The sequence below is a fragment of the Mariprofundus ferrinatatus genome (assembly GCF_002795825.1).
Lineage (GTDB): Bacteria > Pseudomonadota > Zetaproteobacteria > Mariprofundales > Mariprofundaceae > Mariprofundus > Mariprofundus ferrinatatus.
This window is the reverse complement of record NZ_CP018800.1, coordinates 1,225,989-1,238,099: the sequence shown is the minus strand read 5'-3', so window position 1 is coordinate 1,238,099 and position 12,111 is coordinate 1,225,989. Positions and strand designations below refer to the sequence as shown.

Genomic DNA, 12,111 nt, shown 5'->3' with positions numbered 1-12,111 from the left:
ATTGGCAATCGTCGTGGACTGCCACTTTCTGTCAAGCGTGACTGGTTGCGAGTTACAACCTAGCTTGCCGGCGATGGTGGAGTTACTGAAGATTTCCGATCAGGTGCTGTTGCAGGTAATCAGCGATGCACTGACCTCGCGCTCAATCCGTTTCCGGGTCGAAAATGCAGGCATGCAGGCACTTATGCCGCTGCCGGGCATTATGGATGCGCGTATTCTTGTTGAAGAGGATGATCTCTCTGCAGCAGCATTGATCCTGCAGGATTTGGAGATTGAAGGGTGATCAAAGGTGTGCTGGCTTTTATGGCAGGCCTGAAACTGCTGTTTGCACGCTCTGAACTGCGCAGCATCCTTATGCGTATGGCCGGGCTGCTGTTGCTGTTTATGGTGCTGCTCTCCGGAGCCGCTTTCTGCATGGTGGATTATGTGGCGACCCTCTGGATTCCCGAAGGGGAGGCGTGGTACTGGCAGGTGGTTTCCTGGTTCGCCTGGCTGCTGGCACTGCTGCTGGCACTGTTCACTGCGGCCATTTCATTTGTCATGTTCGGCTCTGCTGCTGTGGCGCCGTGGCTTGATGAACTGGCCGCCCGTACTGAAGCAGTTGCCGGAAAGCCATTGCAGCCGGCCTCAGCAGCATGGCCGGCAATGGTACTGCAGAGCCTGGTCCACTCGATTCGACCGCTGCTGGGCTTGCTGGCCTGGGGAGTGATTGCGCTTCTTTTTTTCTGGTTGCCGCCGCTGGCAACCGCAATCTGGGGATATGCCGGTATTCGTTTCCTGATGTTTGAACTGATCGATACACCTGCCTCACGGCGGAACTGGAGTTTCGCCGATCGTAAATCGAGACTGGATGAGAGTCGCTGGTTCTATGTCGGTTTTTCAGGAGTGGCAGCCCTGATGCTCTTGGTACCGATAGTAAACCTTACCGTCATTCCTGCAGCGGTTGCGGGCCTGTCACTGCATTTTTCCCGGCAGGAGCCCTGATCATAGAAGCCGCTAAAACGCAGGGGATGCAATGGTCGATTCAGGCCGCTACACTGCTGCGCTCTACTTCTTTGGAGGTCAGCAATGCCCTGGAGTAACAACGATAACAATCAGAATCAGAACCCGTGGGGACAGCGTCCCGGCGGTGGTAACCAGACTCCGCCGGATCTGGATGAGGTGATCCGCCGTCTGCAGGAGCGCTTTGGAGGCCTCTTCGGTGGTGGCGGCAAGGGCGGTTCCGGTGGTCCAAGTCTGAGCAAAGGGATGATTTCTGGAATTCTCGGAGCAGTTCTTCTGTTCTGGGGCCTTACGGGATTTTACATGGTGGCGGCGGACGAAGAGGCCGTAGTGCTGCGTTTCGGCAAGCATGTGGCAACCAAGGGTCCCGGCCTGAACTGGGCGATTCCTTATCCGGTTGAAACCGTCGAGAAGCTGCCTGTAACCCGTGTTCAGCGTCTTGAGATCGGCTTCCGCCAGTACGAGGATGGTGCCATCCGTAAGCGTACCAATGAGTCACTGATGCTGACCAAGGACGAGAATATCGTCGATATCTCATTTATCGTTCAATACAAGATCAAGAGCGTCGAGAATTTCCTCTTTAATATCGAAAACGCGCCAAAGACTGTTCGCGATGCTGCAGAGTCGGCTATTCGTGAAGTGATTGGGCGTACCTTCATTGACGATGTGCTGACCACCAAGAAAGCCGAGGTGGAGGTTGAAACGCAACAGTTAATCCAGCAGATCCTCGACAGTTATGGGGCAGGTATCTCTGTGAGCACCGTCAAACTGCAGGATGTGCAGCCACCAGAGCGCGTGATCAAGGAGTTTAAGGATGTGGCGAGTGCGCGTGAGGATCGCGAGCGTGCCAAGAACGAGGCAGAAGCCTATGCCAATGACATTATTCCAAAAGCGCGCGGTGAAGGTAAAAAGATGGTTCTGGATGCCGAGGCCTATGCCAAGGAGGTGGTTGAACGCTCCAAGGGTGAGGCTGATCGCTTTGAAAGCATTCTCGGCGCCTACAAGCTGGCACCTGAAGTGACGCGTAAACGTCTCTATATGGATACGATGCAGTACGTGCTGACTCGTGCTGATAAAATTATTGTTGATGGCTCTGTAGCCGGCAATGTGTTGCCATATCTTCCGCTCGATCGGGTGGGTAACAAGGTGGAGGTGAAGTAATGAGCCCGAAACAGACTTTGATTGCAATTGTCGCAGTGGCGGTGGCCACCATCATTGGCATGAGTGCTTTTGTTGTGGATCAGCGTGAACAGGCATTGGTGCTGCAGTTCGGTAATCCGAAAGATGTGGTGAAAGAGGCTGGTCTCCACTTCAAGTTGCCGTGGCAGAGCGTTGAGACCTTTGATTCCCGCCTGCTTGAAAACGATGTGCCGCCTAATGAGGTGATTACCAAGGACAAAAAATCGATCCTCGTGGATAACTATGCCCGCTGGCGTATTACCGATCCGTTGAAGGTGTATCAGGTTGCACGTACCCAGACGGGTGTTGCTGCACGAATGGACGACGTTGTTCGCGGTAAGGTGCGTGAGGTGCTCGGTCAGCATACCCTGCATGAGATTGTCTCCGGCGGGGACAAGGAGAACCTGCGTGCCGAACTGATGCAGTCGATCCGGGATCGTGCCGATGAGGGTGTGCAGGAGTACGGTATTACGGTGGTTGACGTGCGCATCAAGCGTGCCGACCTGCCACAGGAGAACTCGGAGGCCGTATTCCAGCGTATGAAAGCTGAGCGTAACCGAATCGCCAAGGAGTATCGTTCCGAGGGTGAAGAGGCTGCCAAGGAGATTCGGGCAACTGCCGAAAAGACGCAGAAGACCGTGCTGGCAGAGGCCTACAAGGAGTCTGAGATTATTCGTGGTAAAGCGGATGCGTTGACCACGGCAATCTATGCCAAGGCATTTGAGAAAGACCGCCAATTCTATGCCTTTACTCGCTCGCTGGAGGCGTATCGTAAGTCGATTGACGAGAATACGCGTCTGGTCATTTCACCTGATTCGGAATTCTTTAACTTCTTCCAGCAGTCCAGAAAGTAACAAGAGAGGGGTAGCGGGGGAGAAGTACCATGGATGATCTCTGGGCTGCATTAGGCCTGGTGCTGGTGATTGAGGGGGCGATCTACGCCCTCTTTCCGCAGGCGATGATCGACATGATGCGAAGGCTTCCCGAGATTTCGCCGCGCAGTATTCGCTTGGCAGGAATAGTGGCAGTGGCTCTGGGCTGGATGGTTGTCCGATTTATCCGAAGCTGACCATCTGATTATACAATGGGGCTCTTAACCTATCCTGTTTTAAGTCCCCGCTTGATCGGATTGCAATTCGTTGAGTTTGCTCATGATCTGGCTCTGATTTTTCTCGGCATAGGCGAGCAGTGCCCTGCTCAGCGGAGGATAGGCTTCGGCCACACTGGTAAATTCGGAGTAGGGGATTTCAACAATTATCAGCGTGCTGTTGGCGACCATCTCGGCAGGCGCACCCTGTTCATGGGTGGTTGCCGATTCACCCACCAGTGAACCCGGCCCTAGTGTTTTCAGTTCCTTGAATATCCCTTTCTCCAACAGCTGAAAACTGGCACTTCCCTTGGCCACAAGATCGACGTGGTCAAACTTTTCTCCCGGCTTGTGAACCGTATCTCCGGCAGCATACTCGCGGGTGCGGCTTACTTCAGCCAGTTGCTTACGCATCTCCAGCGGTACATTCTGCAACAGCGGACATACCGAGATTCTGGCAACTGTACGGCGCACATCGGCCTTGCGCTGCAGGGCAGACTTGAGGATCGGGTGCGTATCGAGTGTGGCCAGCATCCTTTTTCGTGGCAGTTTGGCAATAATGGAATCCTTGTTGGCCACGATATCCGACAGATGGGGGCCGGGATTGAAGAGGTGTCCCTCTCCAACGACATTGCCTGCCCCGATCAGGTTCAGCAGTACAGGTTTACCCTCAGAGTTCCGGACGAACTCGGCGAGTTCGCCTTCGCAGACCAGATAAACCGTCTCTTCATGGTCGCCGCGATGAATCAGGTGGCGACCCTCCTTCAGCTTATGCTGGTGAAGGCGAAGCCAGAGGTTGTTCTGCATCATCGAGGGCAGAAGCAGGTTGATGTTATCCTCATAAGGGGCATTGCCGCTACGAATGCGACCTATTTGCGGAAATTCGCTGGTCAGGTTGTCTGCCGCTTCCTCTCTGCCGCTGCTTAGAAGCAGGCTGTGAAGCTGACGTATGGCTTCTGCCGCAGCGGAGTGTCTCTCTTCCTGCAGAAGTATATCGATATATTTCCTGAGATATGTCTCATTTTCCGGGTAAAGTTTTACCAGATCGGCATAGACATTCAGCTCGTTTTTCTGCTCGTTGCTCATTGTTGGTTTGCGCTCCCGGAATGGAGTTTACACTAGCCTGAATTTTTCCTGAGATCACGGTTCAATTGCAACAGGAGTGAAAAGGCTTCGCATTTGATACTCTGGATAATTAGTGTTCATCCCTCTGAGGAGGATGTTGCATGGCCTTGATGATTACTGACGACTGTATCAACTGTGCGGTTTGCGAGCCGGAGTGCCCGAATCTTGCCATTTATGAAGGTGATGAGATTTTCGAGATCGACCCTGATCGTTGTACCGAATGCGTAGGCCATTTCAGTGAGCCGCAGTGCCAGCTGGTCTGTCCTGTTGACTGTATTCCTCAGGATCCCAAACATGTTGAGTCAGAGCAGGATCTGCAGGCGAAATATGAGTATCTGATTGGTGTGGCGGCATGAGTGGCCGTCTGTTTATTGTCTCAGGACCATCCGGGGCCGGCAAATCAAGCCTCTGTGCATCCCTGTTGCAACATACACCCGACCTGCAGCTTGCCATCTCCTGTACGACCAGGGATCCAAGGCCCGGTGAAGAGAACGGGCGAGAGTACCATTTCCTCTCCATTCCGGCGTTCAAGGAGCAGCAGGAGGCGGGTGATTTCCTCGAGTGGGCCAATGTGCATGGTAATCTGTATGGCACCAGGCAGAGCGACGTCGAAGCGATTATGAAATCAGGCAGGGATGTCCTGCTTGAGATCGACTGGCAGGGAGCTGCCCAGGTGGCTGAAAAGATTCCAACCGCCATCCGGCTGTTTATCCTGCCACCATCCCTGGATGAGTTGCGGCGACGCCTGACTTCTCGCGGGCAGGATGATATCGCCATTGTACAACGGCGTGTGGCAGCCGCTGAAGCGGAGATGGCACATGCAGGTGAGGCGCACTTCCAGATCATCAATGATGACTTCGACATCTCGCTTCAGCGGTTGATAGGGATAATTCAACAGTAACAGATTTTAGACGGTTGCTTTTTGCGCAACCACTTCTAGGTTTAACCCATTGTTTATTTGGAGGTAGCCGTATGGCTCGCGTAACAGTTGAAGATTGCATTCGTTATTATCCGAATCGCTTTGAAATGGTTCATCTTGCATCCAGGCGTGCTCGCCAGCTGCTTAACGGCATGCCGGCTATGCTTGAGACTGAAGATGACAAGCCTACTGTGCAGGCGCTGCGCGAAATGGGTGACGGTTATATCTCCTGGGATGTCCTGTTCGAGCAGGGCGATTTAGAGCGTCGTCGCCTCGACCAGTTTGCCGATGATGAGGGCGAAGTCTGATTTATGCTATGGCTTACACGTTTCTGATCCATAATCAGCATTAAGTTGTGAGCCGCATTTTTGAAATTACAGAACGAGTTGCATCGTATTCGCCGAAGGCCGATCTTGATCTGATCAATCGCGCCTATGTATTTGCCGCCCATGCCCATGCCGGGCAGGTGCGCAACTCAGGCGAGCCATACATTGTGCATCCGCTAGCCGTGGCCGATATTCTGGCCAGCCTGGGCATGGATGATTCGACCATAGTTACAGCTCTGCTGCATGATACCGTCGAGGATACCACTGTTACGCTCGAAGAGGTCGAGCGCCATTTCGGAAGTGATGTGGCCCGACTTGTTGATGGCGTCACCAAGATCGGTCAGATCCACTTTAATACAAAAGAGCAGAAGCAGGCGGAAAACTTTCGCAAAATGATTCTGGCTACAGCCCAGGATCTGCGCGTGCTGATCGTTAAGCTTGCCGATCGCCTGCACAATATGCGAACGCTCGGCTTTATGCGTGATGAGAAGCGCAAGGCGATCGCCGAGGAAACCATTCAGATCTATGCGCCGCTCGCGCACCGGCTGGGCATTCACTGGGTCAAGCAGGAGATGGAGGATCTCGGCTTCTCCTATATCGAAACCGATGCCTATAAAGAGCTGTTAAGCGAAATGGCAGGTCGTCTTGAGAGCCTTAATCAGACCAGAGAGCGACTGGAGAGTATTATTCAGGAGGCCTTGCAGCGGCAGGGGCTGAAAGCGCGCGTGCAGGGTCGTATGAAACACCTCTACAGCATTTACGAGAAGATGCAGCGCAAGCATGTGAATTTCGATGAGATTTTTGATCTGGTGGCCTTCCGTGTCATCGTCGACGATATGCAGACCTGCTATAAGGCACTCGGTGTGGTGCATAGCCTCTATCGTCCGGTGCCTGGCAGGTTTAAGGATTATATCGCATTGCCCAAACCGAACGGTTACCAGTCACTGCATACAACGGTGATCGGGCCGGAAAATTTCCGTATTGAGGTTCAGGTTCGAACCGAAGCGATGCACTCCTATGCCGAGGATGGTGTGGCCGCGCACTGGGCCTACAAGGAGGGGAGCAGCGCCGATGGCGAGGGAGAGAGCTATAAGTGGCTGAAGCAGTTGACAGAGCTGCTGCACGACACGGAAAGCCCGAATGAGTTCCTTGAGAATGTTCGCCTGGATTTGTTTGTGCAGGAGGTTTATGTATTCAGTCGCGACGGCGATATCTTCGCCCTGCCACGCGGGGCGAGGCCGCTCGATTTTGCTTATGCTGTGCATACTGATATTGGCCATCACTGCATGGGTGTTCGTATCAACGGTGAAATGGCCGATTTTTCTACTCGGCTGAGAAACGGTGATTCGATTGAGATCATGACCTCCCCTGATCAGACGCCAAGCCGCCAGTGGCTGCAGTATGTGAAAACACCGCGTGCCCGTCATTCGATCCGTCAGTGGTTCAGAAGGCAGGAGCGCGAAACCTGTATTCGCATGGGAGAGAAGATTCTCAAGGAATCGATCGGCAAGAAAGAACTCGACAAGAATACCCTTGAGAAACTGAACTGCCGCAGCATGGAGGATTTGAAGATATCCCTGGGCAGCGGCGATATTCCGATTCACAAGCTGCTTGACACCGTTGATCAGGAGCAGCGCAAGTTGCCGCTGAAGCTGAGAGGACTCAAGCGTTCGATTATGCAGCCGGCAGAGTGCTGCCATCCGATTCCGGGCGATCCGGTGCTTGGTCAGTTCAGCACCGGTGAAGGTATGATTCTTCATCATCGCAAATGCTCCGAGGTCGCCGACATGGATAACAGGGACTGGCTTGAGGTGGAGTGGGGGGCGCAGCCCGGACAGCTGTTCCGTACAGGTATCGTAGTGCATGCGCATAACGAGCGCGGCATGCTGGCAAGGGTAACCAAGAGTATTGCTGATGCATCTTCGGGAATCGAAGACCTGAGGCTGAAGCAGCGTGGCGGTTCAATGACTGAACTGCTGTTCCTGGTTGAGGTGGAGGATCGTACCCATCTGGCCAAGGTGATGCGTTCGCTCAAATCGATTGAAGGGGTTATCACGGTAGGACGTCGCAATCAGGTGGGGCTGGGTGAGAACAGACCGAGTTCCAAGGCGCTTGGTGAAACGCTGCGTGATTTCTTCAGCAGGAAATCATCATCAAAATCAACTAAAAAGGAAAAGCAGATATGAGTTCAATAGAGGTAATTCATTCAGAGCGTGCACCGAAAGCGGTCGGGCCCTATTCACAGGCGGTGGTGAGTGGCGGCGTTCTCTATGCATCGGGCCAGATTGGCCTTGATCCTCAAGCAGGCACGCTGGTGGCTGACGATGTTGAGTCTCAGGCCGTTCAGGTGACAAAGAACCTCTCGGCTGTATTGGCTGAGGCGGGCGCATCACTAACCGATATTCTCAAGGTGAATATATTCCTGACCGACATGGGCGATTTCCCGAAGGTGAATGGGATTTATGCGCAATGGCTTGGTGATCACAGGCCGGCACGCGCCACGGTCGCGGTGGCCGCACTGCCGCTCGGTGCAAAGGTGGAGATGGATCTGGTGGCCAAAGCCGGATAACTGCTGTTGCGGCAGCGCAGACATGAAACAACAAAAAGGGCGCCTTAACAGGCGCCCTTTGAATAATTAAGAATGCGGTAAATCAGGCAGCTTTTTCGATCTTGCCGGAACGCAGGCAGCTTGCGCATACCTTCACTTTGCGTGTCTGACCTTCAACAATAGCACGAACCTGCATCAGGTTAGGCAGAAAACGACGACGAGTCGTATTATGCGCATGACTGACATTATTGCCGGCCATTGGACCTTTTCCACATACTTCACAACGCTTAGCCATGACTAATACCTCCAAAAACGGGGCGCACTTTAGGTGAACGGAACAAGACATACAAGCAAAATATGACGCTTTTTTGACTGTGGCCGGGGTTGCTCACATTTAATATGAGCATTGCCTCAATTCAGTTGCATATCCCCAAGGTATGGGAGGCATCCGGTAAGCTGCCAACAACATCTTGTGCAGATCGCTGTTTTTTTACGCTGCGCCAACCGATTTCATTCCCATTCAGCTGTGCTGGGCCATTCATCACTGGCAGCATGGTTACACTATGCTGGTTGAGTGCGTTACCTCAATCGTTCAAGATAAGGCGATGTACGATTATCTGGCTCAGCCGCTGACCCGCATACCTGGGGTAGGCACCGCACTGGAAAAGCGATTCATTGCTCGTGGCATTGCCTGCCTTGGGGATCTGTTGCTACATCTGCCCAAGGAGTATGTTGATGATCGGCACATCTGCTCAATCACCCGGCTGCAGGAGGGGGCCAGCGCCCGCATCATAGGCCGAATAGTCAGCAAACAGGCGCGAGGATTCGGGAGAAACCGTCAGGTATGCATCAGACTGGCGGATGATACCGGCCAGATCTCCCTGAACTTCTTCCACTCCGGTTACATGATGAGCGATGCTCGTCTCTCAGAAGGCAGGGAGATATCCGTACGCGGAGTTGCCGAGCGCTGGAAGGGGTACTGGCAGATGAGCCATCCCGAGTGGTGTGTGACCGAATCGTTTCAGCCCGGATTTCAGCCGGTCTATGCCAGCCTTGCAGGGCTTGGCGGCAGGCGGGTGGGTTCCATAGTCAGTCAGGCACTTTCACTGATTCCTGACACATTAAAGAGTCCGCTTGATCAACGACTGGCCGAACAGTTCCATCTGCCTGCCATGCTACAGGCCTTCAGGCAGATCCATCACCCGGACAGCATTGGCCATGAGATGCTGGAACGAGCTATAGGGCGCCTGAAAAGCGAAGAGATTATCATCTACCTTCACCTGATGCGTGAGAAGAAGCTGAAGGCGGTCTCTCCGGCGGCTGCATTAACTGATGGAATCAAGAGTCAGAGCATGCTTGAGGAATTCCCTTTTCCGTTGACCGAAGCGCAGGAGCTGGTCTGGTCCGATATTTCATCTGATCTCGAATCGGGAAGTCGGATGCACAGACTTCTGCAGGGTGATGTGGGTGCAGGCAAGACCTGGATTGCTGCACTGGCGATGGCAAAGGTTGCCGGCAGTGGAAGTCAGGCAGCACTGCTTGCACCAACCGAGGTGCTGGCCAATCAGCATGCAGAAACACTGCAGGCGCTGTTTTCACCGCTGGAGATGGAGGTGGCGCTATTGACTGGCAGTACACGCAGCAGAGCGCGGCGGGAGATGGTTGGCCGCTTGCAGGATGGCTCGCTACAGTTGATTGTCGGAACGCATGCCCTGCTGAGCGAAGATGTGCAGTTCAAGCATCTGGCGCTGGCACTGGTGGATGAACAGCATCGATTCGGAGTGAAGCAGCGCTGGGCGCTGGCCGAAAAAACGAGTGGAAACCATGGGGCGGTTCATCTGCTCGGCATGACAGCAACGCCAATCCCCCGATCGCTGGCGCTGGCACTCTACGGCGATATGGATCTCTCCATCATGCGAGGTATGCCGCCGGGCAGAAAGCCTGTGGAGACGCGCGTGATTGCTGCGGAGAAGATGAAACCTCTGGCTGAAGGCATGAAGCGAATTCTGGACGCTGAGGGACGCATCTACTGGATTGTACCGCGCATCGATGAGGATGAGGATGGAATCTCCGTTGATCAGCGGGTGGAGTTGCTGAAACGTTACTTTCCCGATGCCAGTGTGATCGGCCTGCATGGGCGTATGAAGGCCAGGGATAAGAACAGTGCGTTGGAAGCCTTCTCCTCTGGAGCCTGTAAGATTCTTGTTTCCACTACCGTGGTCGAGGTAGGGGTCAATGTACCGGAGGCGCGCCTGATTGTGATCGAGCAGGCGGAAAACTACGGGCTTGCGCAACTGCATCAGTTAAGGGGCAGGGTAGGTCGCTCATCCGATCAGGGTTACTGTATGCTGGTCGCCGGCAGCGATGTGTCTGATGCTTCCATGGCCAGACTCAAAAAAATGGTTAACTGCCACGACGGGCTCGAGCTTGCTGAAGCCGATCTCGCTATCCGTGGCGGCGGTGATGCCGTCGGAACACGCCAGCACGGCAATGCGGGCTTCCGACTGCTCGATACGGCCGGGGATGCTGCCCTGATTCGACAGTGGTATGCCAACCTTCCGGATTTTGCTCCGGATGAGTCGATGCAGCGCTTCTGGCGCCCTTTTGCCGAAGCAACCGACTGATGCTGCTGTCCGGCGTGACGATGCGATTTTTTACAGGGGAAATCTTCAGCCGGTGATCAGCTCGGCAGTGATAAGAATCAGGACAATTGCCATCAGGCCAACAATGATTTGAATACGGTTAAACAGAGTGCAAAACAGACCTGTTTTCAAATGTTTATGATAGCACTATGAGTAGATGGTTGAAGCTATAATGCCTCCATCATGATTCATGTTTTCATCACTGGGCGCCCCATGTAGAAATGGGTTGTAATAAAAGTTGATTGGCCACGACTCACGAAGCGTTCAGATAAAGATAGAGGAGAAGCCCCCGGATGCATGCAACGCTGCCATTACTTAAAGAGACAGATTTTCCAGCCATCAATCGTGGCAAGCTGGATACGTTGCAGGTCAATCTCGGTTATCTCTGCAATCAGACCTGTCTGCACTGCCATGTCAATGCTGGTCCCCGGCGTAAAGAGGTGATGTCCGATAAGACCGTACAGTCGGTCATTGATTACCTCGCTACTCATCATGTAAAAACCCTTGATCTGACTGGCGGTGCTCCGGAAATGAATGTCCATTTCCGGTATCTTGTCCGTAAAGCAAGAGAGCTGGGGCTGCGCATTATTGATCGCTGCAACCTGACGATCCTTGAAGAGGAAGGGTTTGAATGGGCTGCCGGATTTCTGGCTGAGCACAAGGTTGAGGTGGTTGCTTCGCTACCCTGTTACCTGAGCGATAATGTCGATGCACAACGTGGCAAAGGTGTTTTCGATAGCAGTATCAGGGCACTCAAAAGGTTAAACCAGCTTGGATATGGTGTGGATGGCTCAGGGCTGACACTGACTCTGGTGTACAACCCGCAGGGGGCCTGTCTGCCTCCGTCGCAAGCGGAGCTTGAAGTGGCTTATAAACGTGAGCTGCATATCCGCTACGGGATTCAGTTCAACAAGCTTTTCACCATTACCAATATGCCGATACAGCGATTTGGCAGCACCTTGATTTCACGTGGGGAATTCGCCAGTTACATGCAGCTTCTTAAAGAAGCTTATAGCGAAGATAACCTTCCGGGAGTGATGTGCAGGAATCTGATCAGTATCGACTGGCAGGGGTATGTATACGACTGCGATTTTAACCAGATGCTCGACCTTCCAATGCAGCAGGAGGAAACCGGAAACAGATTGCACCTTCGAGACCTGATGTGTGAAGAGTTATCGGGTCGGCCAGTTATCGTGATGGATCACTGTTACGGCTGTACGGCCGGTCAGGGTTCAAGTTGTGGAGGCGCACTGGATGGGTGAATGATCTGAACAGATCAGATC

At 53.4% G+C, this 12,111-nt stretch carries 14 protein-coding genes; 12 read left to right on the top strand and 2 right to left on the bottom strand.

All coding sequences use genetic code 11. The features are described 5' to 3' along the window. Positions 1–73 precede the first annotated feature (73 nt). From Ga0123462_RS06035 to Ga0123462_RS06015, 5 genes are all read left to right on the top strand, one after another. Positions 74–283 carry a putative signal transducing protein gene (locus Ga0123462_RS06035; RefSeq protein ID WP_100265474.1) on the top strand — a complete coding sequence of 70 codons (210 nt, stop codon included), beginning with the start codon at positions 74–76 and terminating at the stop codon, positions 281–283. Further along, positions 280–984 (top strand): EI24 domain-containing protein, encoded by a 705-nt coding sequence (locus Ga0123462_RS06030; protein ID WP_100265473.1) that lies wholly within the window; start codon positions 280–282, stop codon positions 982–984. The genes Ga0123462_RS06035 and Ga0123462_RS06030 overlap by 4 nt, the downstream gene beginning before the upstream one ends. An 84-nt stretch (positions 985–1,068) precedes the next feature. Next, positions 1,069–2,163, top strand: a complete 1,095-nt coding sequence (gene hflK, locus Ga0123462_RS06025; RefSeq protein ID WP_100265472.1) for an FtsH protease activity modulator HflK — start codon at positions 1,069–1,071, stop codon at positions 2,161–2,163. Beyond that, positions 2,163–3,035: a protease modulator HflC gene (gene hflC, locus Ga0123462_RS06020; protein ID WP_100265471.1), complete on the top strand. Its 873-nt coding sequence runs from the start codon at positions 2,163–2,165 to the stop codon at positions 3,033–3,035. The genes hflK and hflC overlap by 1 nt, the downstream gene beginning before the upstream one ends. A 29-nt stretch (positions 3,036–3,064) precedes the next feature. Further along, entirely contained in the window at positions 3,065–3,250 is a 186-nt protein-coding gene (locus tag Ga0123462_RS06015; RefSeq protein WP_100265470.1) for a DUF2065 domain-containing protein, read from the top strand. Between the two features lie 39 nt (positions 3,251–3,289). On the opposite strand, the gene Ga0123462_RS06010 is transcribed toward Ga0123462_RS06015, so the two are convergent. Then, complete coding sequence (locus tag Ga0123462_RS06010) at positions 3,290–4,354, bottom strand: cyclic nucleotide-binding domain-containing protein (protein ID WP_100265469.1); 1,065 nt, start codon at positions 4,352–4,354, stop codon at positions 3,290–3,292. Between the two features lie 140 nt (positions 4,355–4,494). On the opposite strand from Ga0123462_RS06010, the gene Ga0123462_RS06005 reads away from it, so the two are divergent. The 5 genes from Ga0123462_RS06005 to Ga0123462_RS05985 all read left to right on the top strand — a co-directional run bounded on the left by Ga0123462_RS06005 (position 4,495) and on the right by Ga0123462_RS05985 (position 8,207). Continuing rightward, positions 4,495–4,749: a YfhL family 4Fe-4S dicluster ferredoxin gene (locus Ga0123462_RS06005; protein WP_100265468.1), complete on the top strand. Its 255-nt coding sequence runs from the start codon at positions 4,495–4,497 to the stop codon at positions 4,747–4,749. Continuing rightward, positions 4,746–5,294 (top strand): guanylate kinase, encoded by a 549-nt coding sequence (gmk, locus tag Ga0123462_RS06000; RefSeq protein WP_100265467.1) that lies wholly within the window; start codon positions 4,746–4,748, stop codon positions 5,292–5,294. Before Ga0123462_RS06005 ends, gmk begins: the two co-directional genes overlap by 4 nt. A gap of 71 nt (positions 5,295–5,365) precedes the next feature. Beyond that, entirely contained in the window at positions 5,366–5,620 is a 255-nt protein-coding gene (rpoZ, locus tag Ga0123462_RS05995; RefSeq protein WP_100265466.1) for a DNA-directed RNA polymerase subunit omega, read from the top strand. 47 nt (positions 5,621–5,667) lie between these two features. Continuing rightward, on the top strand, positions 5,668–7,824 hold the full coding sequence (locus Ga0123462_RS05990; protein WP_100265465.1) for a RelA/SpoT family protein: 2,157 nt from the start codon (positions 5,668–5,670) through the stop codon (positions 7,822–7,824). Beyond that, entirely contained in the window at positions 7,821–8,207 is a 387-nt protein-coding gene (locus Ga0123462_RS05985; protein WP_100265464.1) for a RidA family protein, read from the top strand. The genes Ga0123462_RS05990 and Ga0123462_RS05985 overlap by 4 nt, the downstream gene beginning before the upstream one ends. Before the next feature lie 82 nt (positions 8,208–8,289). Here the strand turns inward: Ga0123462_RS05985 and rpmB are convergent, their stop codons facing one another. Then, positions 8,290–8,481, bottom strand: a complete 192-nt coding sequence (gene rpmB / locus Ga0123462_RS05980; RefSeq protein ID WP_100265463.1) for a 50S ribosomal protein L28 — start codon at positions 8,479–8,481, stop codon at positions 8,290–8,292. A 268-nt stretch (positions 8,482–8,749) separates the two neighbouring features. Between rpmB and Ga0123462_RS05975 the strand changes: the two genes are divergently transcribed. Continuing rightward, complete coding sequence (locus tag Ga0123462_RS05975; protein ID WP_232726374.1) at positions 8,750–10,810, top strand: ATP-dependent DNA helicase RecG; 2,061 nt, start codon at positions 8,750–8,752, stop codon at positions 10,808–10,810. A 311-nt stretch (positions 10,811–11,121) separates the two neighbouring features. After that, positions 11,122–12,090, top strand: a complete 969-nt coding sequence (arsS, locus tag Ga0123462_RS05970) for an arsenosugar biosynthesis radical SAM (seleno)protein ArsS (protein WP_100265462.1) — start codon at positions 11,122–11,124, stop codon at positions 12,088–12,090. Positions 12,091–12,111 lie beyond the last annotated feature (21 nt).

What these genes read in the sequence shown, in the direction of transcription:
- Ga0123462_RS05985 (WP_100265464.1), top strand. Translation starts at nt 7,821, where the DNA reads ATGAGTTCAATAGAGGTAATTCATTCAGAGCGTGCACCGAAAGCGGTC.
- arsS (WP_100265462.1), top strand. Translation starts at nt 11,122, where the DNA reads ATGCATGCAACGCTGCCATTACTTAAAGAGACAGATTTTCCAGCCATC.
- gmk (WP_100265467.1), top strand. Translation starts at nt 4,746, where the DNA reads ATGAGTGGCCGTCTGTTTATTGTCTCAGGACCATCCGGGGCCGGCAAA.
- Ga0123462_RS06005 (WP_100265468.1), top strand. Translation starts at nt 4,495, where the DNA reads ATGGCCTTGATGATTACTGACGACTGTATCAACTGTGCGGTTTGCGAG.
- rpmB (WP_100265463.1), bottom strand. Translation starts at nt 8,481, where the DNA reads ATGGCTAAGCGTTGTGAAGTATGTGGAAAAGGTCCAATGGCCGGCAAT.
- rpoZ (WP_100265466.1), top strand. Translation starts at nt 5,366, where the DNA reads ATGGCTCGCGTAACAGTTGAAGATTGCATTCGTTATTATCCGAATCGC.
- Ga0123462_RS06010 (WP_100265469.1), bottom strand. Translation starts at nt 4,354, where the DNA reads ATGAGCAACGAGCAGAAAAACGAGCTGAATGTCTATGCCGATCTGGTA.
- Ga0123462_RS05975 (WP_232726374.1), top strand. Translation starts at nt 8,750, where the DNA reads ATGCTGGTTGAGTGCGTTACCTCAATCGTTCAAGATAAGGCGATGTAC.
- Ga0123462_RS06015 (WP_100265470.1), top strand. Translation starts at nt 3,065, where the DNA reads ATGGATGATCTCTGGGCTGCATTAGGCCTGGTGCTGGTGATTGAGGGG.
- hflC (WP_100265471.1), top strand. Translation starts at nt 2,163, where the DNA reads ATGAGCCCGAAACAGACTTTGATTGCAATTGTCGCAGTGGCGGTGGCC.
- Ga0123462_RS06035 (WP_100265474.1), top strand. Translation starts at nt 74, where the DNA reads ATGGTGGAGTTACTGAAGATTTCCGATCAGGTGCTGTTGCAGGTAATC.
- hflK (WP_100265472.1), top strand. Translation starts at nt 1,069, where the DNA reads ATGCCCTGGAGTAACAACGATAACAATCAGAATCAGAACCCGTGGGGA.